This window comes from Jatrophihabitans sp. (genome assembly GCA_036399055.1).
In the GTDB taxonomy this organism is placed as follows: domain Bacteria; phylum Actinomycetota; class Actinomycetes; order Mycobacteriales; family Jatrophihabitantaceae; genus Jatrophihabitans_A.
The window spans coordinates 17,892-44,566 of sequence record DASWNX010000006.1; the positions used below are offsets into that span (position 1 = coordinate 17,892).

At 69.9% G+C, this 26,675-nt stretch carries 34 protein-coding genes and 1 tRNA gene; 14 read left to right on the forward strand and 21 right to left on the reverse strand.

Features of this window, described 5'->3' with window-relative positions; genetic code table 11:
- Positions 1-6 precede the first annotated feature (6 nt).
- The 14 genes from VGB75_02020 to VGB75_02085 form a co-directional block, all read right to left on the reverse strand.
- Complete coding sequence (locus VGB75_02020; protein HEY0165795.1) at positions 7-1,131, reverse strand: transglycosylase SLT domain-containing protein; 1,125 nt, start codon at positions 1,129-1,131, stop codon at positions 7-9.
- Positions 1,131-1,565, reverse strand: coding sequence for a flagellar FliJ family protein (locus VGB75_02025; GenBank protein ID HEY0165796.1), 435 nt, complete (start codon positions 1,563-1,565; stop codon positions 1,131-1,133). Before VGB75_02025 ends, VGB75_02020 begins: the two co-directional genes overlap by 1 nt.
- Positions 1,562-2,917: a FliI/YscN family ATPase gene (locus tag VGB75_02030; protein ID HEY0165797.1), complete on the reverse strand. Its 1,356-nt coding sequence runs from the start codon at positions 2,915-2,917 to the stop codon at positions 1,562-1,564. The genes VGB75_02025 and VGB75_02030 overlap by 4 nt, the downstream gene beginning before the upstream one ends.
- Positions 2,914-3,543, reverse strand: coding sequence for a FliH/SctL family protein (locus VGB75_02035; protein ID HEY0165798.1), 630 nt, complete (start codon positions 3,541-3,543; stop codon positions 2,914-2,916). Before VGB75_02035 ends, VGB75_02030 begins: the two co-directional genes overlap by 4 nt.
- The gene (gene fliG / locus VGB75_02040; GenBank protein HEY0165799.1) at positions 3,536-4,624 is read right to left on the reverse strand and encodes a flagellar motor switch protein FliG; all 1,089 of its coding nucleotides are present in this window, start codon (positions 4,622-4,624) and stop codon (positions 3,536-3,538) included. The genes VGB75_02035 and fliG overlap by 8 nt, the downstream gene beginning before the upstream one ends.
- A gap of 2 nt (positions 4,625-4,626) precedes the next feature.
- On the reverse strand, positions 4,627-6,216 hold the full coding sequence (fliF, locus tag VGB75_02045) for a flagellar basal-body MS-ring/collar protein FliF (protein HEY0165800.1): 1,590 nt from the start codon (positions 6,214-6,216) through the stop codon (positions 4,627-4,629).
- Between the two features lie 3 nt (positions 6,217-6,219).
- On the reverse strand, positions 6,220-6,567 hold the full coding sequence (locus VGB75_02050; GenBank protein HEY0165801.1) for a flagellar hook-basal body complex protein FliE: 348 nt from the start codon (positions 6,565-6,567) through the stop codon (positions 6,220-6,222).
- Position 6,568: 1 nt separating this feature from the next.
- Complete coding sequence (locus VGB75_02055; protein ID HEY0165802.1) at positions 6,569-6,982, reverse strand: flagellar basal body rod C-terminal domain-containing protein; 414 nt, start codon at positions 6,980-6,982, stop codon at positions 6,569-6,571.
- Positions 6,983-6,986: 4 nt separating this feature from the next.
- Positions 6,987-7,328, reverse strand: coding sequence for a flagellar basal body protein (locus VGB75_02060; GenBank protein HEY0165803.1), 342 nt, complete (start codon positions 7,326-7,328; stop codon positions 6,987-6,989).
- A 167-nt stretch (positions 7,329-7,495) separates the two neighbouring features.
- Complete coding sequence (locus VGB75_02065) at positions 7,496-7,798, reverse strand: hypothetical protein (GenBank protein ID HEY0165804.1); 303 nt, start codon at positions 7,796-7,798, stop codon at positions 7,496-7,498.
- 25 nt (positions 7,799-7,823) lie between these two features.
- Positions 7,824-8,255 carry a flagellar export chaperone FliS gene (locus VGB75_02070; protein ID HEY0165805.1) on the reverse strand — a complete coding sequence of 144 codons (432 nt, stop codon included), beginning with the start codon at positions 8,253-8,255 and terminating at the stop codon, positions 7,824-7,826.
- Between the two features lie 65 nt (positions 8,256-8,320).
- On the reverse strand, positions 8,321-9,616 hold the full coding sequence (gene fliD / locus VGB75_02075) for a flagellar filament capping protein FliD (protein HEY0165806.1): 1,296 nt from the start codon (positions 9,614-9,616) through the stop codon (positions 8,321-8,323).
- Between the two features lie 100 nt (positions 9,617-9,716).
- Positions 9,717-10,550 (reverse strand): flagellin, encoded by an 834-nt coding sequence (locus VGB75_02080; protein HEY0165807.1) that lies wholly within the window; start codon positions 10,548-10,550, stop codon positions 9,717-9,719.
- A gap of 137 nt (positions 10,551-10,687) precedes the next feature.
- Positions 10,688-11,635, reverse strand: a complete 948-nt coding sequence (locus VGB75_02085) for a sigma-70 family RNA polymerase sigma factor (GenBank protein HEY0165808.1) — start codon at positions 11,633-11,635, stop codon at positions 10,688-10,690.
- 310 nt (positions 11,636-11,945) lie between these two features.
- Between VGB75_02085 and VGB75_02090 the strand changes: the two genes are divergently transcribed.
- From VGB75_02090 to VGB75_02115, 6 genes are all read left to right on the forward strand, one after another.
- Complete coding sequence (locus VGB75_02090; protein HEY0165809.1) at positions 11,946-12,428, forward strand: flagellar protein FlgN; 483 nt, start codon at positions 11,946-11,948, stop codon at positions 12,426-12,428.
- Between the two features lie 25 nt (positions 12,429-12,453).
- Entirely contained in the window at positions 12,454-13,803 is a 1,350-nt protein-coding gene (gene flgK, locus VGB75_02095; protein HEY0165810.1) for a flagellar hook-associated protein FlgK, read from the forward strand.
- Positions 13,803-14,684 carry a flagellar hook-associated protein FlgL gene (gene flgL, locus VGB75_02100; protein HEY0165811.1) on the forward strand — a complete coding sequence of 294 codons (882 nt, stop codon included), beginning with the start codon at positions 13,803-13,805 and terminating at the stop codon, positions 14,682-14,684. Before flgK ends, flgL begins: the two co-directional genes overlap by 1 nt.
- Positions 14,681-15,160: a flagellar assembly protein FliW gene (locus tag VGB75_02105; protein HEY0165812.1), complete on the forward strand. Its 480-nt coding sequence runs from the start codon at positions 14,681-14,683 to the stop codon at positions 15,158-15,160. The genes flgL and VGB75_02105 overlap by 4 nt, the downstream gene beginning before the upstream one ends.
- Positions 15,161-15,206: 46 nt before the next feature.
- Positions 15,207-15,494 (forward strand): carbon storage regulator CsrA, encoded by a 288-nt coding sequence (csrA, locus tag VGB75_02110; GenBank protein ID HEY0165813.1) that lies wholly within the window; start codon positions 15,207-15,209, stop codon positions 15,492-15,494.
- A 90-nt stretch (positions 15,495-15,584) separates the two neighbouring features.
- Positions 15,585-16,211 (forward strand): hypothetical protein, encoded by a 627-nt coding sequence (locus VGB75_02115; GenBank protein ID HEY0165814.1) that lies wholly within the window; start codon positions 15,585-15,587, stop codon positions 16,209-16,211.
- A 38-nt stretch (positions 16,212-16,249) separates the two neighbouring features.
- On the opposite strand, the gene VGB75_02120 is transcribed toward VGB75_02115, so the two are convergent.
- Positions 16,250-16,510 carry a DUF3618 domain-containing protein gene (locus VGB75_02120; protein HEY0165815.1) on the reverse strand — a complete coding sequence of 87 codons (261 nt, stop codon included), beginning with the start codon at positions 16,508-16,510 and terminating at the stop codon, positions 16,250-16,252.
- Between the two features lie 96 nt (positions 16,511-16,606).
- On the opposite strand from VGB75_02120, the gene bcp reads away from it, so the two are divergent.
- The 7 genes from bcp (at position 16,607) to VGB75_02155 (ending at position 21,057) form a co-directional block, all read left to right on the forward strand.
- A complete protein-coding gene (bcp, locus tag VGB75_02125) occupies positions 16,607-17,086 on the forward strand; it encodes a thioredoxin-dependent thiol peroxidase (GenBank protein ID HEY0165816.1) in 480 nt (159 codons plus the stop codon).
- A 13-nt stretch (positions 17,087-17,099) separates the two neighbouring features.
- Positions 17,100-17,172: transfer RNA gene (locus VGB75_02130), tRNA-Leu, on the forward strand.
- Between the two features lie 226 nt (positions 17,173-17,398).
- Positions 17,399-17,986 carry an ECF RNA polymerase sigma factor SigK gene (sigK, locus tag VGB75_02135; protein HEY0165817.1) on the forward strand — a complete coding sequence of 196 codons (588 nt, stop codon included), beginning with the start codon at positions 17,399-17,401 and terminating at the stop codon, positions 17,984-17,986.
- Entirely contained in the window at positions 17,983-18,720 is a 738-nt protein-coding gene (locus VGB75_02140; GenBank protein ID HEY0165818.1) for an anti-sigma factor, read from the forward strand. The genes sigK and VGB75_02140 overlap by 4 nt, the downstream gene beginning before the upstream one ends.
- A gap of 56 nt (positions 18,721-18,776) precedes the next feature.
- Positions 18,777-19,544 (forward strand): 5-oxoprolinase subunit PxpA, encoded by a 768-nt coding sequence (locus tag VGB75_02145; GenBank protein ID HEY0165819.1) that lies wholly within the window; start codon positions 18,777-18,779, stop codon positions 19,542-19,544.
- On the forward strand, positions 19,544-20,173 hold the full coding sequence (locus VGB75_02150) for an allophanate hydrolase subunit 1 (GenBank protein HEY0165820.1): 630 nt from the start codon (positions 19,544-19,546) through the stop codon (positions 20,171-20,173). Before VGB75_02145 ends, VGB75_02150 begins: the two co-directional genes overlap by 1 nt.
- Entirely contained in the window at positions 20,170-21,057 is an 888-nt protein-coding gene (locus VGB75_02155) for a biotin-dependent carboxyltransferase family protein (GenBank protein HEY0165821.1), read from the forward strand. Before VGB75_02150 ends, VGB75_02155 begins: the two co-directional genes overlap by 4 nt.
- Here the strand turns inward: VGB75_02155 and VGB75_02160 are convergent.
- The 3 genes from VGB75_02160 to rph form a co-directional block, all read right to left on the reverse strand.
- Positions 21,045-22,595 (reverse strand): Rieske 2Fe-2S domain-containing protein, encoded by a 1,551-nt coding sequence (locus tag VGB75_02160; GenBank protein HEY0165822.1) that lies wholly within the window; start codon positions 22,593-22,595, stop codon positions 21,045-21,047. The two genes, VGB75_02155 and VGB75_02160, sit on opposite strands and share 13 nt — an antisense overlap.
- Before the next feature lie 125 nt (positions 22,596-22,720).
- Positions 22,721-23,338, reverse strand: coding sequence for an RdgB/HAM1 family non-canonical purine NTP pyrophosphatase (gene rdgB, locus VGB75_02165; protein HEY0165823.1), 618 nt, complete (start codon positions 23,336-23,338; stop codon positions 22,721-22,723).
- Positions 23,335-24,060, reverse strand: coding sequence for a ribonuclease PH (rph, locus tag VGB75_02170; protein ID HEY0165824.1), 726 nt, complete (start codon positions 24,058-24,060; stop codon positions 23,335-23,337). Before rph ends, rdgB begins: the two co-directional genes overlap by 4 nt.
- 90 nt (positions 24,061-24,150) lie before the next feature.
- On the opposite strand from rph, the gene VGB75_02175 reads away from it, so the two are divergent.
- On the forward strand, positions 24,151-24,597 hold the full coding sequence (locus VGB75_02175) for a YjbQ family protein (GenBank protein HEY0165825.1): 447 nt from the start codon (positions 24,151-24,153) through the stop codon (positions 24,595-24,597).
- A gap of 61 nt (positions 24,598-24,658) precedes the next feature.
- Here VGB75_02175 and VGB75_02180 read toward each other — a convergent pair whose 3' ends face one another.
- From VGB75_02180 to VGB75_02190, 3 genes are read right to left on the reverse strand one after another with little or no spacing between them, the layout of a single operon-like run.
- Complete coding sequence (locus VGB75_02180) at positions 24,659-25,345, reverse strand: rhomboid family intramembrane serine protease (protein ID HEY0165826.1); 687 nt, start codon at positions 25,343-25,345, stop codon at positions 24,659-24,661.
- A 45-nt stretch (positions 25,346-25,390) separates the two neighbouring features.
- Entirely contained in the window at positions 25,391-26,362 is a 972-nt protein-coding gene (locus VGB75_02185; GenBank protein HEY0165827.1) for a pyridoxal-phosphate dependent enzyme, read from the reverse strand.
- On the reverse strand, positions 26,359-26,673 hold the full coding sequence (locus VGB75_02190) for a MoaD/ThiS family protein (GenBank protein ID HEY0165828.1): 315 nt from the start codon (positions 26,671-26,673) through the stop codon (positions 26,359-26,361). The genes VGB75_02185 and VGB75_02190 overlap by 4 nt, the downstream gene beginning before the upstream one ends.
- Positions 26,674-26,675 lie beyond the last annotated feature (2 nt).

A 26,675-nucleotide genomic window follows, 5' to 3' on the forward strand; every position in this document is an offset into this window, starting at 1 on the left:
ATGTCATCAGCCTGCCCTCCCTGCCAACATCCCGGTGATCTTGGTGACGTAGTTTTGCGTTTCGTTGTAGGGCGGAACGCCGCCGTACTGCTCGACAGCACCTGGGCCGGCGTTGTAAGCGGCCAGCGCCAGCGGCACCGATCCGTAGGTGCGCAGGTAGTTGGACAGCAGCTGCGCCGCACCCTGCACGGCTTGGGCGGGAACCCATGGGTTGACCCCGAGTCCCTTGGCCGTGCCGGGCATCAGCTGCATCAGACCCTGCGCGCCCGCAGGGCTGACCGCGGCCGGGTTGCCACCGGACTCGGTGTGGGCCACGGCGGCCAGCAGGCCCTTCGGAAGGTGGTATCGCGCCTCGTTCTGGGTGAACAGGCTCGCGTACCGGTTCAGGCCGCTCAGCGCCGGCTGGCCGTTGAGTGAGCCCGGCGCCACGCCGTCAGCCCCGCCCACAGCGCCTGCCGGTCCGGTGCTCACGCCGGCCTGGTCAGCGCTCGGCACCACCCGCCGGATGCTGGTGGGAGTCTCGTAGACGCTCTGGATCTTGACCCTGTCCCCCGCTTGTGGAGCGGCGATCATCTTGTTGTCCCCGACGTAGAGCGCCACGTGATGCGCCGGTTCGCCGAACGCCAGGATGTCGCCAGGCCGCGCCTGGGCCAGGCTGGGCACCGCGACGCCGACGTGCGCCTGGTCGGAGGCGATCCGGGGCAACGAGATGCCGAGGTCGCCGTAGGCACGCTGGACCAGGCCCGAGCAGTCCAGGCCGGCCGGCGTGACGCCGCCGAAGACGTAGGGCACGCCCAGGTACTTCTTGGCCGAGTCGATGATGTCAGCGCCGGCCGGCCCGCTCGTCCCCGCGCCGATGCCGGCGCCGAGCCCGCTCATACCGCTGAGCCCGCTGAGCCCGCTGAGCCCGCTGCCGCCGGCGGCGCTGGCCAGCGCCACGGCGAAATCCGATGACCCGGTGCGAGCCGGCGACGTGCCCGACCTCGCCTGCGCCAGCGCGTCGACTGCTGCGGCGCTGCGGGCCATCACCGGCGCCGGCAACGACCGGGCTGTGGGAGTGCCGGGAAAGCCGGCCTGGATCTGGGCGATCCGAGCCAGCACCGACTGGATGCCGGACATCTCGACGCTCATCAGGACGTCCTCCGCAGCCGAGCACCATGCCGGCTGATCGACACCTCGTCGAGCTCGCGCTGAGCCAGGTCTGAGGCGGTGCTGACCCGCTCTGCCTCGTCACGCTCGTGCAGCTTCTCCACGGTCCGGCGCGACCGGGCCGCGGCGGTCAGGTCGGTCATCGCCGAGGACACCCGGCTCTCTGCGAACAGCACCCGGTTACGGGCGGCGGCCAGCGTTGCCGCGGCGGCTTGGTGGGCTGCCAGCGAGGCGTGGAAGGCGGGCACGCTCTGCTTCGGCGGCGAGGACATCCCAGCGACCCGCGCGGCGTGCTCGGCATGCTCGTGCGCGGCCTGGCCGGCGTCGCGGCGGGCGACCGCCACCTGCTGGGCCACCAGGTCTTCTTGGGCCTGCCTGGCTCGCAACACCGTCGGAATCCAGGACCGGGGGCTCATCGGGCAACCCCGGCTGGCACAGCCGGCTCGTCGGCCAGGATCACGCGCAAGGCCTCCCAGGCCGAGTCGGAGCTGCTCTGATCAGTCATGTCCTGCTGCAGAAAGGCTTCCAGTTGCGGCCAGATCGCCAGCGCCTGGTCGGCACGGGGGTTGGTGCCTGCGACATAGGCGCCGATCTCGACGAGCTCCTTGACGTCGCGGCGAGCGGCCAGCAGCTGCCTGGCCCGGCGGGCAAGTCGCTGCTGCTCACCGGTGGTCACCGCGGTCACCACCCGAGAGACCGACTCCAGCACGTCGATGCTCGGAAAGTGGCCGGCGGTTGCCAGCCGGCGGTCCAGCACGATGTGCCCGTCCAGGATCGAGCGGGCCGTGTCGGCGACGGGCTCGTTGTGGTCCTCACCCTCGACCAGCACCGTGTAGAGGCCGGTGATCGAGCCGTGCTCAGAGCCTCCGGCGCGTTCTAGCAGCCGAGGCATCAGCGCGAACACCGACGGCGGGTATCCCCGCGAGGCCGGCGGCTCTCCGGCGGAGAGCCCGATCTCACGTTGCGCGGTGGCCAGCCGGGTGATGCTGTCCATCAGCAGCAGCACGTCCTGGCCCTCGTCGCGGAACCACTCGGCGATCCGGGTGGCGACGAAGGCGGCCCGCAGCCGGACCATCGGCGGCTGGTCGGAGGTGGCGATGACCACCACGGCGTCGCGCAGCCCGTCCGGGCCGAGGTCGTTCTCCAGGAACTCCCGGACCTCGCGCCCACGCTCGCCGATCAGCGCCACGACCGTGATCTGGGCGGTGGTGCCGCGGGTGATCATCGACAGCAGGCTCGACTTGCCGACTCCGGAGCCGGCGAAGATGCCGACCCGCTGGCCGCGCCCGACGCTGATCAGCGAGTCGATCGCCCTGACGCCCAAAGGAAGTTGCTCATCGACCCGACGCCGGCTCAACGCTGGCGGCGGCGCCATCTCCACCGACACGCGGTCCAGCCCGGCGGGCAGCGGCAGGCCGTCCAGCGGTTGGCCGAGACCGTCCAGGACCCGGCCGCGCAGTCCGGCGCCGACGCCTACCCGCAGCGGCCCGCCAGTGGCCGCGACCCGGTCGCCGTTGCCGATCCCGTCCAGCGAGCCCAGCGGCAGGCAGGTGCAGTTCTGATCATCGACGGCGACCACCTCGGCCAGCACGGCCCGCGGGCCCTCGCCGATCGAGAGCAGGTCGCCGATCCGGCCGGTCAGTCCCGAGACGGTGATCGAAAGCCCGACCACTCGGGAGACATAGCCATAGACCCGGGGGCCGGCGAGCTCGGTCAACTCGGCGAGCCGGTGCCGGCTGCGGCTGGAGCCGAGAACGGGGGTGGTCATCGGTTGAGGTACTCCCGCAGCCGCGCGACGCCCTCGGAAAGCCGGGCGTCGATGGTGGTGCTGGCACACCGGGCCAGCGCGTCGCCGGCCTGCAGGCCGGGATCGGTCTCGAACGTGATGCCACGCCCGCTCGCGCCTTCCACCGAGCCGACCAGACCGGCTCCGGCCGGGCCGGTGAGGGTGTCGTAGTCCACCGGGTTCAACCAGACGGTGACCGGCTCGTTGGCCGGCGCCAGCCGAAGCACCCGGGCCAGGGCGGCCGGAGCGGCCACCTCGGGGTCGCGCAGCGCGCGCCCCAGCAGCGCCTCGGCCAACTCCACGGCGGCGGCCAGGATCTGGTCCTCAATCTGGTCGGTGATGACCATCGTCGCCTGGGCAAGCTCATCCGCGGCGCGGTGCAAGGCCTGTGACGCCGACTCGATCCGCTGGCGCTGAGCGGCCAGCGACAGCTCCCGGTCGGCATGCGCGGCGGCGAGTTCGACTGCGCCGGCCTCGGCTGCCTCGCGTGAACCCTGTGACCAACCCTGGGCATAACCGACCGCCCGGGCCTGGCCACGGGCCTGCTCGATCAGCCGGTCCGGAACCGCGACGTCGCTGATGAACTCGAAAGCAAGGGTGTCAGGCAACGAACTGGTCCTCTTCGCCGCGCCGGACGATGATCTGGCCGGCCTCCTCCAGCTCGCGGATCACCCGCACCACCTCGGTCTGAGCCTCTTCGACGCTCTGCACCCGCACCGGGCCCAGCAGCTCGATCTCCTCGGCCAGGGTGGCGGCGGCCCGCTCGGACATGTTGGCCATGATCTTGGCGTGCACCACGCTTGCCACGCCCTTGAGCGCGATGGCCAGGTTGGCCGTCTCGACCTGGCGCAGCACCAGCTGCACCGCGCGGTCTTCCAGGTTGATCAGGTCCTCGAACATGAACATCCGGCTGCGGACCTCTTCGGCCAGGACCGGGTCCCGGCTCTCCAGGCCTTCCATGATCAGTTTCTCGGTGCCCCGGTCGGCGCGGTTGATGATGTCGACCAGCGGCTGGACCCCGCCGACCGCGGCCAGCTCCGAAGGCATGATCAGATTCGCCATCCGCCGCTGAAGATTGGCCTCGATCTGGTGGATGATGTCAGGCGTCGTCTGGTCCATCGTCGCGATCCGGTGCGCGACGTCGGCCTGCAGCTCGCTGCCCAGGCCGGCCAGCACCTTCGAGGCGAGCGGCGCCGGAACGTGCGCCAGCACCAGGGCGATCGTCTGCGGGTGCTCATCGGCGATGAAGTTCAGCAACTGCCTGGCGTCGGCGTTGTGCAGGAACTTGAACGGCAGGTCGAACATGGTGCCCGCCAGCCGGTCCAGGATCGCGTCCGCACGCTGGTCGCCGACCGCCGCGCGCAGCATCGCGCGGCTCTGCTCGATGCCGCCGCGCACCATCGAGTCCCCCGACACCTGCAGGATGCCGAACTCGCGCAGCACCGCGGCCGACACCTCGGGGGGCACCTCGCCGGCCCGAGCGATCTCGGTCGCGACCTGTTCGAGCTCGGTGTCAGACAGCTGGCTCAGCACTTTGGCCGAAGCCTCGCGGTCCAACTGCAGGACCAGCACGGCCGCCTTGCGCCGGCCGGGCATGCCGCGGGTCAGATCGACGCTCGGCTCGGCGTTGCCGGCCGCCACCGCCAGACCGGTCCCGATCGAGGAAACGGTCGCCAGGGTCTCTACCATCGTCAGCTCTCCTTCGTGTTGAGCCAGGTGCGCAGCAAGCGGGCGACCTCTTGTGGCTGGCTGTCAGCCATCTCGGCCAGATCCCGCTGCCGGGCGGCGTTGATGGCGGCCTCCCGGCTCTGCGGCGGCACGATGTCACGCGGGGCGGGCGGCAATGACCCGGGTGAGTCGTTGAGGGTTGAGAGGAAGGTGTCCAGGTCATCGGTCGGCTCGGTCGGACGCCGCCGTCGCCGGTTGGCTATCACGGTCGCGATGATGACGCCGAGCACCAGCAGCACGACCAGGACGGTCTTCACCAGCGACATCAGCTCGGCGTGCCTGCGTGCCGAGGCGGCCGCGGCGGCCGCCTCGCTGGCCGCCTTCTGGGCCGCGGTCGCCGCCGAGGTGTCGAACGGAGCGCTTGCCAATGCGAGTGAGTCTCCGCGCTTGGCGTCCAGTCCGACCGCTGAGCTGACCAGCTCCCGGACCTGGGCCTCGTCCACCGGCGGGGCGTTCTTGTCCAGCAGCACGGCCACGCTCAACGTCCGCACCTTGCCCGGGGCGGCGTTGCGGGTCTCGGTGACCTGGCCGACCGCGTTGTCCCGGGTGGTGCTGGTCTTGCGGTAGCCGTTGCCGGCGGTGGCGCCAGGCGCCGCGCTGGGGCTGGGCGAGGCGGCCCCGAGCACGCCGCCCGCGCCGTTCTGGCCGGCGCCGTAGCTCTCGGTGGTGTTGGCCTCCGACAGCGGCGGGATGCCGGTGGCGTAGACGTAGCGGTTGGAGACCGTGTTGTTCTTGTCGAAGTCGAGGTCGGCGTTCACCGTGACCACCGCGTGGCCGGCGCCGACGAGCTGGTCCAGCATCTGCTGCACCTCGGTGCTGACCCGCTTGTTGTACTGGGCGATCGCCTCGGTGCGGGTGTCGGCTGCCGCGCCGCTGTTGGCGTCACCGGCGACCGAGAGCACCTTGCCGCTGGCGTCAGAGACACTGACCTGGTCGGCGGCCAGGCCGGGAACGCTGGAGGACACCAGGTTCACCACCGACTGGACCTGGCCCGAGGACAGCGTGGCGCCGGGGTCGGTCGTCAACAACACCGATCCGGTGGCCTTCTGGCTGCCGTCGGTGAAGACGCTCTGCTTCGGCATCGCCAGGTGCACCGCGGCCTCGCGGACACCGCTGATCGACTTGATGGTCTTGCTCAGCTCGCCTTCCAGGGCCCGCTGGTAGTCCACGTGCTGCTTGAACTCCGAGGTGGTGATGCCTTCCTTGTCCAGCAGGCTGTAACCGGAGGCGCCCGCCGACGGCAGGCCGGCGGCGCTCATGGTCAGCCGCAGGTCATAGACGTCCTTTTGCGGAACCAGGATCGAGGTGCCGTTGGCCGCCAGCTGGTAGGGCGTGCCGTTGGTGTTGAGCTTGTCGATGATCCCGCTGGCATCCGCTGGCGCCAGGTTGGTGAACAGCGGCGCGTAACTGGGCTTGGACGCCCATGACGAAAAGGTGAAACCGCCGATCACCAGGGCGAGCCCGACGACTACCGTGACCACCTTCTGTCCTGGCGTGAACGCCAGGAACCCGGCCCAGATCCGCCGCAACGTCGAGAGAAGTCTTTCCTGCATGTCTTAGGCCTGCATTCCCATGATCTGGTTGAACGCGTCAACACCCTTGGTGCGAACGGTCGTCGCCAGCTGTGTCACCAGTGAGGCCTGGGTGGCGGCGATGCTGTACTCGTGGATGTCGGTGAGGTCACCGGTCGCAGCTTGCACCGCGAGCCCGTCGGCTTTGCTCTGCGCCGACTGCACGGCGTTGAGGCCCTTCTCCAGCATCGCGGCGAAGTCGCCGGAGGTGCTGCCGACCGATCCCCCTCCGATGCCGGTGTCACCGAGTCCGGTGTCCCCGATTCCGGTGGTGGCGGTCGTGGCGAAGTTGGGCAGCGCGGCGCTGATGGCGCCGATCGCGGGCAAGGTCATGTCAGCGGTTCTTTCCGATGTTGATGGCGTCCAGGTAGGTGTCGCGGGCCCGATCCACGACCGCGGCGTTGGCCTGGAAGGCCCGCTGCGCCATGATCAGGTTGCCCATCTGCTCGCCCATGTCGATATCGGGCAGCCGCACATAGCCCTCGGCGTCGGCGAGCGGGTGGTTGGGTTGAAAGCTCAGCCGGCCCTCGGGGCTGCTCACCGGCAACGCGGTGACGGAGACTCCGGCGCCGACCCCGTCGGCGCGCCCGGCGACGTCCTGGGCCTGCACGTACTGCGCCTGGAAGGCGGCGCCGGAGGTGGGCTTGACCGTGTTGAGGTTGGCCATGTTGTTGGCGATGACGTCGATCCAGGTGCGAAACGTGCTCAGCCCGGTGCCCGAGGTCGAGATGGCGGAGAAGATCGGCATCCGCTCAGCCCTTCAACACGGTGTTGAGGAGTTCGAACTTCGCCGACATCGCGCCGCTGAGCAGCCGGAACTGCAGGGCGGTCTTCTGATCGGTGAGGGTCTCGGTGTCCAGGCTGACGTTGTTGCCGTTGATCCCGACCGGCGCGTCGCTGGGCGTGATGGTGACCGCGGCCTGAGCAGGCTCACCGGCCGAGACCGCCTGCCGCAGGTTGTCCTCGAAGGACAGCTGCCCGGCGCGGAAGTTCGGGGTCTCGATGTTGGCGATGTTGTGGGCGCTCACCCGCTGCCGAGCGGCAAGCGCGGTGAGAGCGGTACTGAGCGTGACTGACGCGACGTCGTCGAGCACGGCACGAAACCTCCGTTAATCGGGGCTTCGCCAATCCATGGCGGGGCTGTTTCGAGCAGTCCGTGCTCGGAAATCCCTATCGACCATGATCACAGAGAGTTAAGCGGATGTAAGAAACCTGTTCAAAACGGATTCCTACGCCCTTCAGGCCCTCAACGTTGAGGGGCCTAGGCCTTCAGGTCGACAAGTTGCGGCGCCGGGTCAGGACGGTTGGCTGAGCGGGGCCGGCTCGCGGCGGGCGCCCGGTCCAGCTCCAGTGAGATCTGGATCTGCAGCCGTAGCTGCTGATCGAGCAACGCCTGCGCGCGGGCGACCAGCTCGGCGGGAATGGGTGGCAGGACCGGTGGATGCCAGGGCGTCACCGGGGCCAGCAGCTCACCGCGCCGCAGGCCCTCCTGCAGCGCCGTCGTCTCCAGCTCGAGGTCGGCCAGCACCTGTTCCCAGGTGGGCGCGGCCGGAACCGGACCCACGCGCTCAGCCGAGCCAGCGAGCTGGCTAGCCAACGCGGACTGCTTCCCGGCCGTCGGCCGCTACCGCCCCGCTGGACGGCACGCCGCCCTGCAACTGGGCTTCGGCCTGCTGCCAGCTGGCGCGCAGGTCAGAGACGATCTTGGTGACGGCTGCCAGCCGGCCCGGCTGCGGCTCGAGCACCTCGCCGATCAGCTCGCGCAGCAGGTAGGAGTACAGCGACGCGAGGTCGCCGGCGCCTGACCAGGCTGCGACGTCAAGGCTGCCCAGCAGCTCGGCGACGATCTGCTGGGCGTGCTGCAGGTGGTCCCGGGCGGTGGCGTCGCCGCAGTCCTGAGCAGCCTGAGCACGCTGGATGTCCAGCCACAACCGGTCATAGAGCAGGACGATGCGCCGGGCCGGCGTCGCGGTGGCAACGGCGTCGGCGAGGTAGCGGGCGCGGGCGGCGTCAGCTGGCACGGGCGATCATCTCCTTCTTCGGTTGGCGCCGGCCCCGCGGGGGCGAGCGGTCAGGTCGTGAGGGGCTACTTGCGCGAGGCGGAGTTGGACTCGCTGAGCGCGGACAGCGCCGAGGTCAGGTAGCTGGAGGTGGCCTGCAACTTCTGCAATGCCACTTCCATGGCCGTGTACTTGGACTGCATGGCGGTTCGCTGGCCTTCCAGCCGGGTGTCCCAGTCGGCGATCTGCTTGTTCAACTGACCGACCTGGGACGTGCCGGAGTTGATCAACGGGCTCAGGGTGACAGTGGAGCTGTTCATGGCCAGGCTGGACAGGGCGCCGGCCAGCGAGGTCGCGGCAGCCGCCTGGGCCTTGGCCGGGTCGGCCGCGTAGCCGGCGGCGAAGGCGGTGGCGTCGAAGGCAAGCGTGCCGGTCGAGGTCAGCTGCACGCCGATCGGGGCGAAGCTGGTTCCGGTGTTGTCGCCTCGGCTCACCGTCGACAGCACGCTGTTGGTGATCGAGTTGATCTGGAAGTCGCTCTCCAGCACCCCGCCCTTGCCGGTGTGCTTGCCGAGTTCGGCGAGAGTGGCGTTCGCGGCGTCGACCAGGGCTTTGATCTTGTCGCTGATCGCGGTGGCGTCGCTGGAGACCGCGATCGTCACCCCCGAGACGACGGCGCCGACGCTGAAGGTCACGCCGGGCACGACGTTGTTGAAAGTGTTGCTGCTGCTGGAGATGGTGTATCCGCCGGCGTTGGGATCACCCACCGCGATCTTGGCGTCCCGAGCCGCGACCAGGGTCTGCGGAGCGGTGTCGAGGCCGTTGACCGTGAAAGCGCCGGCTGCGCCGGTGGCCACCGAGGTGAACTGCAGCAGCGGGCCGGCGTCGGTGTTGACCACCGAGGCGCGGATGCCCAGCGCGGCGTTGTTGACCGCGGTCGCAACCGAGGCGGCGCTGCCGTCGGCCAACGTCAGATGGTGGGTGACGCCGCTGGAGTCGACGACGTCGATGCCGTTGGGGGGCGAGGCGACCACGGCGCCCGCGGCTGCCACGGTGCTGATCTGGGCGGTGGCCAGCCGGATCACGTCGAAGGTGGTGGCTGAGCCTGAGGCCGCGGCCGAGGTCGTCGAGGCGATCACGGCCGTGCTGCTGGAGACCGCTTTGGTGGCGGCCCAGGTGCTGGCCTGCTTCACCGCGTCGGCGGCGGCCTGCAACGCGGTCAGCTTGGTGTTGATCGCCTGGTAGGCGGTGAGCACGCTCTGCTGCGCGGACAGCTGGTTCTTCAACTGCGTCTGCGGTTGCGCGGCCACTGTCATCAACTGCGAGATGAGAGAGGCCGTGTCGATACCGGAGGACAACCCGCCGATCGAGAACGCGCTCACGTGCACTCCTTACCTACCGAGGCGCTCCGGCCGGGGCTCTTGTTCGAGCCCCGGCCGGATCGCTTCAGCGGTGTTGCTGGTTGCTTGCTGGCAGGACTGCTTACTGCAGCAGCTTCAGGATGGCCTGCGGAGCCGAGTTGGCCTGGGCCAGCACCGAGGTGGCGGCCGAGGTCAGGATCTGAGCCTGGCTCATCGCGGTGACCTCCGTCGCCAGGTCGGCGTCGGTGATGTTGGAACGCGAGGCGGTCACGTTCTGGATCGTGGTCTGCAGGTTGCTGATGGTGTAACCGAGCTGGTTCTGGGTGGCACCGATCTGCGACCGTGAAGCTGACACCGAGGCGATCGCGGCGTCGATGGTGCCGATCGCGGACTGGGCGCCTGCGGTGGTGCCCACGTTGACACCCGAGACACCCAGGGTGGTGCTGTCCGAGGACGTCAGCGCCAGCGAGATCTGCTCACTGGCGGTGTTGTTGGCGCCGACCTGGAACACGCCGACCGCGGCGGTGTAGCTGCCGTCGAGCAGCTTGGTGCCGCCGAAGGAGGTCGTCGCGGAGATGTTGTTGAGCTGGGTGTTGAGGTTGGTGATTTCGGACTGGGCGGCGGCCTGGGCGGCGGCGTCTTGCGAACCACCGTTGGACGCCTGGACGGCGAGGTCGCGCTGACGCTGCAGGATCTTCTGCACGGTCGCCAGGGCGCCGTCGGCGATCTGGGCGACGTTGGTGCCGTCCTGGGCGTTACGCACGGCCTGGGTGAGACCGTTGATCTGTGAGGTCAGGCCCTGGCTGATCGACAGGCCGGCCGCGTCATCGGCCGCCTTGTTGATCCGCAGACCGCTGGAAAGCTTCTCGAAAGCGTTCTGCAGCGAAGCCTGGTTGGCGGACAGGTTGCCGTAGGCGTTGAGGGCCCCGACGTTGGTGTTGATGCGAAGACTCATTTGGTTTCCTCCTGAAACAGAGTCCGGGTGACCCTTAGCGGGCCGGCCGATCCATCCGTGGATCAGCTCGTCTATAGGTTCGGCAGCCGGGGCGGCGACTTGAGCGGTTAGCCGCTACTTTGTCGCGCGGGGCGCCGTCAGGCGATCGAAGAGCGGTCGAGCTGCTCGTGACGGCGCGGCGTCGCCGAGCCGTACTGCGCAGAGACCGTCTCGCCGAAGGCGTTTGACATCTTCAACCTGCTGGACAGGTTGCCGCGGGCGGCGACTGCCGCCGCGTAGCTGGCGACCCGGGCGCCGGCCCGGCCGGTCGGCTCGGCCGGCGTGGCGAGCTCAGGCTCGGCGCTGGCCAGGCCGTGGCGCAGCAGCTTGAGGGCCTCGGCGCGCAGCTGGGAGATACGTGACTCGGTGACGCCGAGCTCAGCGGCGATGTCTGCCATCTGCCGCTGCTCGAAGAAGTAGGCCTGCACGACGTGGCGCAGCCGCTCGGGCAGCTCGGCGATCGCGTCGTGGAGGTAACCCAGCTGCTCGCGGTCCAACACCAGTTGCTCGGGGCCGCGCTGGGCGTCGGGCACCATGGCGGCGCCGGTCTCGGGCGCGAAGCCCTGCAGGCTCAACACGCTGGCGCGGTGCACGTCGGCGTCGATGCTGCCGAGCTCGGAGACGCTGAAGCCCAGGGTGTCAGCGACCTCCTGCGGCCGGGGTGAGCGTCCCAGGGTCACGGCGAGCTGGTTGCGGGCGGCCTCGACCTCGCGGGCCCGGCCACGGACGGACCTGCTGGCCCAGTCCATCGAGCGCAGCTCGTCTACCAGGGCGCCGCGGATGCGGATCGCGGCGAACCGGGCGAAGGGCACCCCGCGCGACTCGTCATAACCCTGCGCGCTCAGCACCAGCGCGGTCATCCCCGCCGAGGTGAGGTCGTCACGGCCGATGTGGGCCGGCAGCCGGGTCATGGTCTCGCGGACGATGTGTCCGACCAGGGCCAGGTTGTCCCGGACCAGGGTCTCCACGCCGAGGGGGCACGCCTTGGCGGCTGAACCAGCCGACGCGATCATCGACGGTGCGGAGGCCTTGTGACTCATCGTCATCGTTACTCTTCTCGTGGCAGTGGTGCTGCTGGGCATTTACGTACTTTGCTGTCGCACCGAATCGATTCCGACTACTGGCGGTTAAGTTCGCCCCCGCTGACTTAACCCGGGCTTAATGTATTAGCTGCGTTAAGTTTCGGATACTCAGAGTCACTGTGATCTACGTCACTACGGCGTGTCGCTCGCGATGTCTGCTTTGACCCCTCAGCGGAGCCCAACCGTTCAAGTCCGGCAGCGGAGTGCCGATTAGTTGCGTTGAACCCGAGGGGAGTGTGAGGTAGTCATGTTGACGACTACGGGAAGTAAAACCATGGGGTTCTCCGAGGTATCGACGTTGCTGTGGCGCGAGCGCGATGCGCTGCAACTACTGCTCTTCAAGCTTGTCGAGGAGCAATTGATAGTCAGCGCTGGGCAGACCCGCTGGCTGGCTCAGGCCAACGACGAGATCGAAGCCGCTCTTGAGCAGCTGCGCGGAACCGAGGTGCTGCGGGCAGCAGAGGTCGACGCGATCGCCGACGACCTGCGGCTACCGGCCCCTCCCACGCTGGCTGAACTCGAGGCGCTTGCGCCGCAGCCCTGGGCGACGCTGTTCGGAGAGCACCGGCAGGCGTTGCTGCAACTGGTCGCCGAAGTGGAAGGCGCGACCGGTCACAACCGGGTGCTGCTGGCCGCCGGCGCCCGCTCGGTCCGCCAAGCGCTGCTCTCGGTCACCGAGACGGTGCAGACCTATGACTCCCACGGCTCGACCGCGGCCTCCCCCAACGGCCCGATGTTGATGGACGAGCAGGCATGAGCGAGCGTCACAGCGAAGGCTCGTCATGAGCAGCTCGTTCTCCGGCCTGACCAATGCCCTGGCTGCGCTCAACGTGCAGCGCTACGGCATGGAGGTCACCGGCCAGAACATCGCCAACGCCAACACCGCCGGCTACACCCGCCAGCGCGCCGAGCTGGCCGCGGTCGGCCCGGCGACCGGCGTGTCGGCCCTGTACGCCACCCAATCCCCGCACGGTTCGGTCACCGTCTCAGGAACCACCCGGCTCAACGATCCGATGATCGACGCCCGCGCCCGCGCCGAGCACGGTGACAACGGCTACCTGCAGACCACCACCACCGTGCTGTCCTCGGCCGAGGCGCTCTTCGACGAGCCGAGCGACCACGGCCTGGCCGAGCAGCTCAACGACTTCTGGAACTCCTGGGCCGCGGTGGCGAACAACCCCGGCGACCTCGCGGCCCGCAACGTGGTGCTGCAGAAGGCGGCCGGCCTGGCCAGCACCCTCAACCAGAGCAGCGCGGCACTGGACCGGCTGACCCAGTCGGTGTCACAGCAGGCCACCGCCGCCACCGTGAAGATCAACACTGCCGCCACCGCGCTCGCTCAGCTCAACGGCGACATCGCGGTGGCCACCGCCAGCGGCGCCAACGTCAACACCCTGGCCGACCAGCGCGACAGCCTGCTCATGACACTGGCCGACCTGACCGGCGCCCAGACCAGCATCGGGGCAAACGGCGCCGCCACCGTGACCGTCGGCGGGCAGAGCCTGGTCTCTGGCGTCACCGCCAGCGCCGTCTCCCTGAGCGGCAACCAGATCCTGGTGGGCGGCGTTCCGGCCGGCCCGGCCGGCGGCTCGTTGCAGGGGCTGGTCGACGGGCTGAGCACCGCCCTGCCCGGCTACGCCGCGCAACTGGACGCCGTGGCCGCCGCGCTGGCGAGCACCGTCAACGCCGATCAGGCCAGCGGCTATGACCTGGCCGGCAACCCCGGCGGGCCGCTGTTCGCCGGCAGCACTGCCGCCACCCTGTCGGTGGTGGTCACCAACCCCGCGAAGCTGGCCGCCTCCGGCTCCCCCGGCGGCAACCTGGACGGCTCGAAGGCACTGAGCATGTCCCAGCTGGGCAGTTCCAACGCCGGCGCGGACGCCGCCTACCGCACCCTGGTGGGCACCCTGGCCACCGACGTCCAACGAGCCACCCAGCAGGCAACCGTCCAGCAGGCGGTCACCAACAGCGTCGACGCGCTCGCGCAGTCCTCCTCCGGCGTCAGCTTCGACGAGGAGACCACGAACCTGCTCACCTATCAGCGGGCTTATCAGGCGGCTTCTCGGGTGTTGACCACGGTCGATGAGATGCTGGACACCCTGATCAGCCATACCGGAAGGGTGGGGCTGTGATGCTCAGGGTCACCGTAGGCTCGGCTTCGCAGGGCGCGCTGGCCGGACTGCAGGCAGGCGCCTCCCGGCTGGCCACGCTGCAGCAGCAGCTGTCCTCGGGCAGGCAGATCACCAAGCCCTCGGACTCCCCCACCGGCACGGTCACCGCGCTGCAACTGCGCTCCCAACTCAAGCAGCTCAACCAGCAGCAGGCCAACGCCACCGACGCCCTCGGCTGGCTGACCACGGTCGACAGCTCCCTGAACAGCGTCACCAAGCAGCTGCAGCAGGTCCGCTCGCTGGTGCTGCAAGGCATGAACACCGGCACCGGCAACACCACCTCAAACGAGGCGCTGGCTCAGCAGGTCGACCAGGCCCGGTCCTCGCTGCTGTCGCTGGCTAACTCCAGCTACCTCGGCCGTCCGGTGTTCGGCGGGACCACTGCCGGCGGCGTCGCCTTCGACACCTCCGGAAGCTATGTCGGTGACACCGGCACGGTCACCAGGACCGTCGGGGCGAACAACGCCATCGACCTGAACAACCCTGGGACGGCGACCTTCGGCGCCAACGGCAGCAACCTCTTCGACCTGCTCTCCGACATCTCGGCGAAGTTGCGCACCAATCCGTCTGGGCTGGGTGCTGACCTGCAGCAACTGGACGCCCGGCAGATCAGCATCACCAACGAGCAGTCACTGGCCGGCGCCAAGTATCAAAGGATCCAGAGCGTGCAGAACACCGCGAGCACCAATCGCATTCAGTTGAGAACACAGCTGTCGGAACTGCAAGAGATCGACCTGGCCGATATGGCGATACAGGTGACTTCAGCCAACGCCGCCTATCAAGCCGCGCTGGCCACCACGGCGAAGGTCAGCCAGATCTCGCTACTGGACTTCTTGAGGTGAGCGTGAAGCACAGCACCGTCGTAGGAGTGAGCGTCGAGCCAGGTGGCGAGGTGAGCGCTCTCAAGCCGCGCTCCCGGGCTGCCACCCTTCCGGACCGGATCACCTTCGCGACACCGATACCCGGTTTCGAGGACGAGCGCGACTTCACCGTCTCGGCCCTGGACGCCCATGGCGTGCTCTACGCGCTGCGTTCGGCCAAGACGCCCGGCCTGCGGTTCGTGGTCGCCGCGCCTGGGCGGTTCTTCCCCGAGTACGCACCGCTGCTGGACGCCTCCGACGTCAGCGCCCTGGGGGTGGGCGACGACGACGAGGTCGTGCTGCTGGTGATCGTCACCGTGACCGACGGCCTCAGCGACGCCACCGCCAACCTGCTGGCGCCGATTGTGATCGCCGCTGACCGCGGCACCGCCCTGCAACTGGTGCTCAGTGACGCCGATCTGCCCCTACGCGCACCGTTGTTACAGCAAGCAGGCTAGCGTTGTCGGTGCCGGACCCGGCCCACTTGCCCGCTGGAGCGTCGCCTTGCTGATTCTGACCCGCCGTGTCGGCGAGAGCATCGTCGTCGGCGACGACATCGTCCTGACCGTTTTCGAGGTCCGCGGCGACGCGGTCCGGATCGGCATCGAGGCCCCCCGGTCGGTCAAGGTCAACCGCAAAGAAATCTACGAGGAAATCCAGCGATCCAATGCCCAGGCAGTCTCGAGCACAGACGACGCGGTCGACGCGCTGCGCGGCGCCCTGGGCGAGTCGGGCTCGAGCACGCCGCCGGCCGGCGGCGACGCCGCCCCCGCAGCCGGCGAACGACCCTGACCGGTTCGGCGTGATCCGGCTGTTTCGCTGCGACAGCGCCCGAGTTGTCCCTAAGATTGCGCCCGTGAGCGCGGCAGCGGCCGGTAGGCCATGACCGACGTACCGGCAGACGGGACGGCGGTAGTGCTGCGCGACCAACAAGGCCGCGCCTACCGCAGCGAAGTCGCCCGCTCCCAGCCCGGCGTGCTGTTTCTGCAGCCACCCCGAGACCTGCCCGCCACCGGCGCCTTCGCGCTGGGCACCCGGTTGCTGGTCACCTGGCCGGACGAGACGTCACTGCGGGTGCTGCCGGTGATGCTGCTGAGCGTTGCCACCTCCGGCGAGGTCGGCATGCTGGCCGTCCAGGTTCAGGGCACCGCCTGGCGCGAGGAGCGCCGGCGCTACGCCCGGGCCAACCTCGACGCCAGTCTCAGCATCGGTTACGCCGGCGCCGACGGGCAGGACGTGCAGACCTCGGGCGAGCTCATCGACCTGAGCGAGGTCGCGCTGCGCGGCGTGGTGCCTCCCGAGCACCAGGCGCTGTGCCAGCCACGGACTCCGGTGCGGATGCGGATCGGGCTCGCCGACGACAGCTTCGAGATCGGCGGCTACATCCTGCTCGGCAAGCCGGCAGCCCGGGTGGACCTGGGCCTGGAAGTGGTCGTGCTGTTCCATCGCCCGGTGGCCCGCGTGGAGGACCTGCGCCGCCACCTCGGAAACCTGGTCGGAGGCGGCTGAGCCGCAACCGATGAGTGCGCCACCGGTCGGCGACAGGCCTACCGGTTGCGCCGATCGCGTCGATCGCGCCGGCTGCGGCGCAGGTTGCGGATCATCATCACGCTCAGCAGCAGCCCGGCGCCGCTGATGACGGCCTTGCCCTCGGGCGTCATCGCCTTCTGCTTGAGCGTGGTCTTGGCATCGTCGACGAGCCTCTTGGGCGCCAGCCGGACCGCGAGTTGGTCGACGGTGACCGCGAGCTGGTCTCGGGCCTGCTCTATCTCTGCTCGGATCTGGCTCGCGTCGCGCTGGGTCGCCACCGTGGCTCCTTCGTTACTCCGTCGGACCTGACAGGTCGCTGTCTGGCCAGCCTATCCACCCGGCCAAACCCGACTCCGGGCCGATACCGTGTACCCATGACCGAACGCCTCGCCGCCGGTGACCCCGCACCCGACTTCACCCTCGCCGACGCCGACGGAAAGCCGGTGTCGCTGTCGGAGCTGCGTGGCCGGCGGGTCATCGTCTACTTCTATCCAGCGGCCTCCACCCCGGGCTGCACCAAGCAGGCCTGCGACTTCCGCGACACCCTGGACAGCTTCGCCGACGAGGGGTTCGCGGTGCTCGGCGTCTCACCCGACAAGCCCGCCAAGCTCGCGAAGTTCCGCGACAACCAGCGGCTGAGCTTTCCCCTGCTGTCTGATCCCGACCGGCAGGTGCTGAGCGCCTACGGCGCCTACGGCGAGAAGAAGCTCTACGGCAAGACGGTGACCGGCGTGATCCGCTCGACCTTCGTCATCGACGCCGAGGGCGTCGTGGAGCTGGCCCAGTACGGCGTCAAGGCCACCGGCCACGTGGCCAAGCTACGCCGCGACCTCGGGCTGGCGGCCAGCAAGTAGGCTCTGCGGCGACGGGGCCGTAGCCCAAAGGCAGAGGCGCACGGTTTAGGTCCGTGACAGTGGGGGTTCGACTCCCCCCGGCCCTACTACTCCAGCTGACGACCCAACCGCGTCGTGAGACGTCCGGGACGCCCAGCACCGGCTCCCCGACACCCCCGCCGTCGACAGCACGGGCAACCCGGCAATCCGCCGGCGCAGGCGGCTCCGAACCACCTCCATGGCCCGGACCGCTCACCCTCGACTCGCCGGCGAAGCCGGGCGAGCAGGGTCAGCCGGCTCGGCACTGCTCAGGGTCGGCCTAGCATGACTGCCATGTGGTTCGAGCGCTCCTCCGGCGCCAAGGCCGAGCCTGCGGTCACGACCCTGGAAGACCTCGTGCGCGCCGCCTCGCGGGGCGACGAGCACGCCTTCGCCGACCTCTACGACCAGACCTCGCCGCGGGTGTACGGGATGGTGCTTCGGGTGATCCGCGACCCCGCCCAGGCCGCCGAGGTCACCCAGGACATCTACCTCGAGGTCTGGCGGCAGTCCGCCCGCTTCGACGCCGGCAAGGGCGGGGCGCTGCCCTGGCTGCTGATGATCGCCCACCGCCGCGCGGTCGACCGGGTCCGGTCGGCGCAGTCGTCGATGGTGCGTGATGACAAGTACGCCCTGCTGCACGAGGAGCGTCCCTACGACTCGGTCAGCGAGCAGGCGCACACCAACCTGGAGGCGCAACGGGTTCGCAAGGTCCTGGGCGAGCTGACCCCGGCTCAACGCGAGGCGGTCACGCTGGCCTACTTCGGCGGCTACACCCACACAGAAGTGGCCGAATTGCTTAAGGTTCCCCTGGGCACGGCGAAGACCCGGATTAGAGACGGTCTGATCAGGATGCGCGACGCATTGGGGGTGACGGCATGACCGACGAGCTGACCGGCCTGGTCGGCGCCTACGCACTCGACGCCCTCGACGACGACGAGCGTGCGGTGTTCGAGCGGCACCTGCAGACCTGCGCCGAGTGCGCCGAGGAGGTGCGGGGGCTGCGCAACGCCGCCGCCGAGCTGAGCCACCTCAGCGAGGTCAGCCCCCCGCCCCAGCTGCGGGCCGCGGTGTTGGGGGCTGTCGCGCAGAGCCGGCCGCTGCCACCGCTGGTCGACAGCGCGCGCGCCGACAACGTAGTGCCGCTGCGCCGGGACCGGGGCAAGTCGCTGTGGCAGGGGCTGGCCGCGGCCTGCGCGCTGGCCGCGATCACCGTCTCGGCCTGGGGCTTCACCGAGCACCGCGAGGCAGAGCGGGCGGCTGGCGTCCGCGCGTCGGCCGTCCAGCAACTGCTTGACGCGCCAGACGTCAAGGCCGCCACCACCACCATGAAGCAGGGCCAGGGCATCCTGATCTACTCCCGCAGCGAGCGCAAGCTGGTGCTGGTGGGGCGTGGCATGCCGACGTTGCCCAGCGACCAGACCTACCAGCTGTGGATGATGGACAAGAGCGGTGAGCCGGTCTCCGGCGGGGTGTTCCGCCCCGACCAGGCCGGCAACGTCGAGGTGCCGGCCTCAGGGAACCTCGACGGGGTGACCCGGATGGCGGTGTCGGTGGAGCCGGCCGGCGGCTCGGCTCAGCCGACTCTGGCGACCGTCCAGCTGCTCAACCTCTGAGCAGCCGCGCCTGGCAGGCAGTGCCGAACGAACCGCCAGCCGATAGCGTGAGTCTCATGCCGGACAGCCCACGGATCGATCTGAACGCCGACCTGGGCGAAGGTTTCGGCGTTTGGACCGCCGGGGCGGACGAGGCCATGCTCGACATCATCACCAGCGCCAACCTGGCCTGCGGCTTTCACGCCGGCGACCCGGTCATCATGCGAGGCGTCTGCGCCGAAGCCGTCCGGCGCGGTGTGGCCATCGGCGCCCAGGTGGGCTACCGGGACCTGGCGGGCTTCGGCCGTCGCCGGATCGACATCGCCCCGGACGACCTGAGCGCCGACGTGCTCTACCAGCTGGGCGCCCTGGACGCCTTCGCCCGGGCCGCGGGCGACCGGGTCCGCTACCTCAAACCGCACGGCGCGCTTTACCACGCCGCGGCCGCCGACGCGGGCCAGGCCGGCGCCGTCGTCAGGGCCCTGCTCGACTGGGACCGGCCGCTGCCGGTGCTGACGCTGCCCGGTTCGGCGCTGGCCTCGGCCGCCGCCGAGGCCGGCCTGCCGGTGGTGATCGAGGCTTTCTGCGACCGCGGCTACCAGGCCGACGGCTCGCTGGTTGCGCGCGAGCAGCCCGGGGCGGTGCTGCGCCAGGCCGACGAGATCGCCGACCGGGCGCTGGCGATGGTCACCGACGGTGAGGTCCGGGCCGTCGACGGCAGCCGGGTGGCCGTCCGGCCTCACTCACTGTGCGTGCACGGCGACACCCCCGGCGCCGTCGAGATAGCCGGTGCGGTGCGCGCTCGGCTGACCGGCGCCGGCGTCCGGCTGGCGGCTTTCGCCTGATGGCCGGCTGGACGCTGCTGCCCTACGGCCAGAGCGCCGTGCTGGTCGAGTTGCCCACCGCCCAGGACGTCCTGCCGCTGCGCGAGGCCCTGGTGGCGCAGCAGCACCCGGCCGTGCTGTCAGTGGTTCCGGCCGCCCGGACCGTGCTGGTGGAATTCGATCCGGGCGCCGCCCCGGTCGAGGAGCTGCGCGACCTCATCCAGCGCTGCCTGACCGGCCAGGCCGGCTCGACGGCCCCGCGCCAGCCTGAGCCGGTGGTCGAGCTGGCCGTGCGCTATGACGGCGCGGACCTCGCGTCGGTCGCCAGGCAGTGCGGCATGCCGGTGGCCGAGGTGATCCGGCGGCACTGCGCGGCCGACTACACCGTGCAGTTCTGCGGATTCGCGCCGGGCTTCAGCTACCTCAGCGGGTTGGACCCGGCGCTGCGGCTGCCCCGGCTGGCCAGCCCGCGGCCGGTCGTGCCGGCGGGCTCGGTGGCCATCACCGGCGAGTTCACCGGGGTGTACCCGCGCGAGTCACCAGGCGGCTGGCTGCTGCTGGGACACACCGACGCGGTGCTCTTCGACCTCGACCGCCAGCCTCCCACCCTGCTGCGGCCCGGCGCCGCCGTCCGATTGCGCCAGGCATGATCGAGGTCCTGTCCCCCGGACCGCTGGCCACCGTGCAGGACCTGGGCCGGCTGGGCTACTCCGACCTCGGCGTCAGCCGCAGCGGGGCGGCCGACCGCGGCGCACTGCGGCTGGCCAACCGGCTGGTGGGCAACGACGAGTCCGCGGCCGGCATCGAGATCACCTTCGGGGGGCTGGCGCTGCGGCTGGCCGACGCGGCCACCGTCGCCTTCACCGGTGCCCGGTGCGAGCTGTCGGGCCACCGCGGTGGCTGGAACGCCGCGCTGAGCTGCCCGGCCGGCAGCGTTCTCACCGTCGGCGCGCCGGCGACCGGCCTGCGCAGCTACCTGGCGATCCGAGGCGGTCTGGCGGTCGCCCCGGTGCTGGGCTCCCGGGCGACCGACACCCTCTCCGGCCTGGGCCCGGCCGTGCTGGCCGCCGGCCGGCGGCTTCGGATCGGGCCGACGGCGGCCGGCGAGCCCAGCGACTTCAGCGGCGCGGCCGGGTCGGGGCCGCCGGCCGGGACCCCCACGCTGCGGCTGGCCGCCGGGCCGCGAGCGGACTGGTTCACGCCCGAGTCGCTCAGCCGGCTGTTCGGCTCGCCGTGGCAGGTGCGCCCGGACAGCAACCGGATCGGCGTCCGGCTGGCCGGGAACGCGCTGGGGCTGCGCTCGGACGCCGAGCGCGCCGCCGCCGAGTTGCCGTCCGAACCCACCCTGCCCGGGGCGGTTCAGGTGCCTCCGGACGGTCAGCCGATCGTGCTCGGCCCGGACGCGCCGGTCACCGGCGGCTATCCGGTGATCGCGGTGCTGCCCGCTGCCGAACTGGACCTGCTGGCGCAGCTGCGGCCCGGCGCCGAGCTGCGATTCGCCGCGGTCCGGGCGCCGTCAGTTCATCCGGGCTGAGGCCGGTCCCCGGTGCGCAATGGCCGGCCGACCGAGGTGATGCACTTGCCGTCGGTGAGCCGCCACTTCCAGCCGTGCATCTGGCAGGTCAGCACCCCGTCGGCGACCTGGCCGAACCGGGTCAGGTCCGCCTTGAGATGCGGGCACCTTCGTTGGAAGGTCCAGCCGTTCATGGTGACCATCTCATCGTCATGGCGGGACTCGGCGAAGTAGCCCTCGGCGTAGTTCAGCCGCTCCTCGGACAGGCACTTGAAGAAGGTGTAGACGAACTCGTTGTACGGCCCGATCCGGGTGGCGGTGAACCGGCAGGACAGGAACAACGAGTTGACCCAGTCGATCTCGTGCTCGAAGATCAGCCTCTCGAGGTAGACGCGCTTGGTCTGGAACCGGTAGCGGACCTTCTCGTCCTGATAGGGGCGCACCTCGCGGGTGACGAAGTCGAGGATGAAGTCGAGGTCACCGCGCTCGTCGTCGGTGGCGGTGAACCTGACTCCGCCGTTGATTCCGGCCGCCATGTGATCGGCCTGTTCCAGCAGCGGGGTGAACCATGCCTTGAGCTCGGCCAACACGTCGATCTCGGGATGGGCCCAGGTCAGCTTCTGCTGCTCGACCTCTGGCTGGCGCCGCTGCTGCATGTCACGCAGGTAGGAGGCCTTGTCATCGAACAGCTTGTCCACCTCGGCGTCAGAGACCGGGTGCTCCAGCGGGCAGCCCGGCTCGTCGACGTGCGCCACCGTGCCCGGCAGCAGCAGCCGGCCGTTGTCCCGGCCCCGCTCGGCGAGCCAGTCCAAGTAGACCTTCTGGTCGGGGAAGATGTTGGACTCGTCGCCGAAGATGTCGTTGAAGCCCCACAGCTCCGGGTCCAGGAAGCAGGGCGGGCCCGCGGTCGGAAAGACGTAGCTCGCCTGCAGGTCATCGATGTAGCGCAGGCTTCTGTCGAACTGCCGCTCCCGCTTGGTCGCTCCAAGGGCCTGCTTGGCCCGCTTGGGCAGGTCATAGACCATCGGAAACCAGATCGCGCCGGAGAACTGCAGCAGGTGCACGTCGACGTGGCCGAGCTTGGTGAACGAGGTGAGGTCCGAGGGCCGGGCATCGTTCTGGTTGAGCAGGATGTGCTTGCCGTCGGACAGCCACAATGACGAGTCCCCGATCGGGCCGTCGGTCGGCGAGATCAGCGAATCGATCATCACCTGCAGCCCGTCGAGCTCGACGACCTCGTCGTTACGGGTTCTGACGAACGAGGTGAACCCCAGCTCGCGCAACTGGTCCTCGAGTTCGCTGGTCGGGTAGTTCGGCAGCAGGACGGTGGCCTTCTTGCTGATGTGCCGCTTGAGGTGCTCGGGGTCGAAGTGGTCGCGGTGCAGGTGCGAGACGAACAGGTAGTCGACGTCGCCGAAGGTGTCCCAGTCCAGTTGGGAATTGTCGGGAAAGGGAAACCACGACCCGAAGTAGGCCGGGTTCACCCAAGGGTCGGTGAGCACGCTGCCGAAATCGGTCTCGATCAGCACGCTGGCATGGCCCAGGCCGGTCACTCGCATGAAACTGTGCTCCACTCTGCCGCGCAGGCATCTCTTCGACTCCACAACGGTAGCCGCTGCCAGCCGACCGGCCCGACAAAAGCATCCGGCCAATCGCGTCTGAGCTGCCCACGCTGGTTCGGCGGCTACTCGCTGCCAGGACCGCCCAGTGCCCGCAGGATGAACGGCAGCAGCTCTCGCAGCGCCTGCCCCCGATGGCTGATCGCGTCCTTCTCAGCGGGCGGCAACTCGGCACTGGTCAGCTGCGAGCCGTCGGGCACGAAGATCGGGTCGTAACCGAAGCCGTGGGCGCCACGGGGTTGCCGGATCAACCGGCCGGTCATCCGGGCCTCGCGCACGATCTGGCTGCCGTCGGGAGTGACCAGCGCCGCCGCGCACACGAACGCCGCGCCCAACCGGTCATCGGGCGTGTCGGCCAGCTGCTCCAGCAGCAGGTTCAGGTTCGCGGCGTCGTCATGGCGGGCGCCGGCCCAACGGGCCGACAGCACCCCGGGCATGCCGTTGAGCGCGTCCACCGCCAAGCCTGAGTCATCGGCCACCGTGACCAGGCCGGTGTGCTTGACCGCCTCGACCGCCTTGATCAGGGCGTTCTCGGCAAAGCTGGCGCCCGATTCGGGCACCTCCTCGAAGGTCGGCACGTCAGCCAGGCCCAGCACCTCGACCGGCATCTGAGGCGCGAGGATGCGCCGCAGCTCGTCAAGCTTCTTGCGGTTGCGGGTCGCCAACAGCAGCCGGGCCGTCATCGACCCAGCGCGTCCTGCTGGCGGCCGGCCAGTTCAGCGCAGCCGGCCACGGCGAGATCGAGCAGCGCGTCGAGCTCGTCACGGCGGAAGGGCACGCCCTCGGCCGTGCCCTGCACCTCCACGAAGTCACCGTTGCCGGTGACCACCACGTTCATGTCGGTCTCGGCCCGGACGTCCTCCTCATACATCAGGTCCAGCCGCGGCTGGCCGTCGATCACCCCCACCGACACCGCCGACACCGTGTGGATCAACGGGTCGGTCCGGGCCAGTGACCCGCGCTTGCCGAGCCAGCCGACGGCGTCGGCCAGCGCCACGTAGGCGCCGGTGATGGCTGCCGTCCGGGTGCCGCCGTCGGCCTGCAGGACGTCGCAGTCGATGGCGATGGAGTTCTCGCCGAGCGCGGACAGGTCGACCGCGGCACGTAGCGAGCGGCCGATCAGCCGCGAGATCTCATGGGTGCGACCGCCGATCTTGCCGCGCACCGACTCGCGGTCGTTGCGGGTCAGGGTTGCCCGCGGCAGCATCGAGTACTCAGCCGTCACCCAACCCAGGCCGCTGCCCCGCCGCCAGCGCGGCACCCCCTCGGTGACCGAGGCGGCGCACAGCACTTTCGTCTCGCCGAACTCGATCAGCGCCGAGCCTTCGGCGTAGGCCTGCCAATTGCGGGTGATGGTGATCGGACGAAGCTGGTCGGCGGCGCGGCCGTCGGGACGGGAACTCATGCCGGCAAGCCTATCGAGGGACACCGACAGCGCCGCCGGCGACGGGTTGGCCCACCTCCGGGTGGGCAAGGGTGAGCCCGGCTGACCGGCGTGCTGAGCGGCGTGCTGACCGGCAAGGGCATCATGGCTGGCATGCGCACCGAGACCTTTCAGTTCCGCACCGGCGACCAGCCCCAGGTGTGCGACATCACCAGCACCTGCGCCGGCTTCCTGCAGGCCGGTGACGCCGGCCTGCTCAACGTCTTCGTGCCCCACGCCACCGCCGGGGTGGCGATCCTGGAGACCGGCGCCGGCAGTGACTCCGACCTGCTGGCGGCGCTGCGCGAGCTGTTGCCGGCCGATGACCGGTGGCAGCACCGGCACGGCTCCCCCGGTCATGGCCGCGACCACGTGCTGCCCGCGTTGATCGCTCCGTACGCCACGGTGCCGGTGTTAGGGGGCCGGCTGCAGCTGGGCACCTGGCAGTCCATCTGCCTCATCGACACCAACGTCGACAACGCCGTCCGGACGGTGCGGCTCAGCTTCATCACCGGCTGAGAGCAACCGCACCCTGAGAATCGCCCGGTGCGACGCCGGCGGTCTCAAGCGGGTTGAGCCGCTAACGCCGCGGTCGCAGGGCCCGGGCCGGTCGGTTGCGCCCGCCGCGGTGCAGGATGGCGCCGAGTCCGGCGCCGGCGAGGAACGAAGCCAGCTGGCTGGCCCAGAACTCGTGCTCGCCCACCCCGGGCTGCAAGCTGTGGAACAGTCCGGAGAACACCAACGCCGCCGCCACCGCCACCGCGATCCACACCACCCTGCGCCCGAACAGGGCGCGCGCCAGCAGGTAGCCCAGCCAGCCCAGCAGCACCCCGCTGACGCCGAGGATCACCTGATCGGAGGGCCCTGCCAGCCAGGCGACCAGCCCGCTGGTCAGCGCGGCCGCGCCGGTCACCAGGGCCAAGGGCCGAAGGCCGGCGGTCAAGGTCAGCCAGCCCAGCACCGCGAACGGAATGGACAAGGCAGCCAGCTGATCGGCGCCGGCATGCAGCGCCGGGGCGAGCACGATGCCGGCCAGGCCGTCGAGCCGGCGGGGCTTGATCCCCAGTTCCAGCAGCGGATGCCCTAGCGCGGCGTCGATGCCGAGCACCGCCCACAGCACCGCGAGCAAGCCGCCCATCACGACGACGGCGCCGCCGGCGCTGGTGGGGCGGACCGGTCGCAGCAGCTTGGTGTCGATCAGCTCCTGGCGCCGCTGCCGCTTGCGGATCTGGCGGGGCGAGGGCTTACCCGGTAGCGGTGTGCTCACCCTGGCCAGGTTACCGCCGGGCCGGCGTCGCAGTCCGAAGGCGGCTCAGGCCCAGAGCTGGCTTTCCAGCTTCTCCGCAGCCTGCTGCAGCGAGCCGGAGTAGGCGCCGGTCGACAGGTACTTCCAACCGCCATCGCAGACGATGAACACCACATCGGCTCGCTGGCCTGCTTTCAGAGCCCGGTCCGCGGTCGCCAGCGCCGCGTGCAGGATCGCCCCGGTCGAGATGCCGGCGAACAGGCCCTCCTGCTCGACCAGGTCCCGAGTCCGTCGTAGGGCGTCGTAGGAGGTCACCGAGAACCGCGAGGTCAGCACCGAATCGTCATACAGTTCCGGCACGAAACCCTCGTCGATATTGCGCAGGCCGTAGACCAGCTCGCCGTAGCGAGGTTCGGCGGCGATCACCTGGACGCCGGGCGCCTTCTCACGCAAGAACCGGCCGGCGCCCATGAGCGTGCCGGTGGTGCCCAGCCCCGCGACGAAGTGGGTGATGCTCGGCAGGTCGGCCAGCACCTCTGGTCCGGTCCCTTCGTAATGGGCCTGAGCGTTGGCCGGGTTGCCGTACTGGTAAAGCATCACCCATTCGGGGTTGTCCGAGGCCAGTTGCTTGGCCAGTGCGACCGCCTGGTTGGAACCGCCGGCAGCCGGCGAGGAGATGATCCGGGCGCCGAACATCTCCAGCAGCTGCCGACGCTCGGAGGAGGTGTTCTCCGGCATCACGCAGACGATCCCGTAGCCCTTGAGCTTGGCGATCATCGCCAACGAGATGCCGGTGTTGCCGGAGGTGGGCTCCAGGATCGTGCAGCCGGGCGTCAGCCGGCCGTCGGCCTCGGCTGCTGCCACCATGGCCAACGCCGCTCGGTCCTTGATGGAGCCGGTCGGGTTGCGGTCCTCCAGCTTGGCCCAGAGCCGGACAGCCGGCTGGTCGACGGTGGCCTCCCAGCGCGGTGACAGCCGCGGCAGGCCGACCAGCGGAGTGCCCCCGACGGCATCGGCCAGCGAGTCATAACGGGTCACCGTGCTGCGTCGACTCGCGATCCACCCAGTGCCCGGCTACCACCGGCGACCGCGGGCAGGATCGTCACCGCGTCACCGTCTGACAGCGCGGTGTCCAGCGACCCGGTGAACCGGACGTCCTCGTCGTTGACGTAGACGTTGACGAAGCGGTGCAGCGAGCCGTCGTCGGTGACCAGCCGGCTCTTGAGCCCGGCGTGCCGGGACTCCAGGTCATCGAGCAGAGCGGCCAGGTTGGCGCCCTCGCCGGGAACGGTCTTCACCCCGCCGGTGTAGGTGCGCAGGATGGTCGGGATCTTGACCTCGACGGCCATGG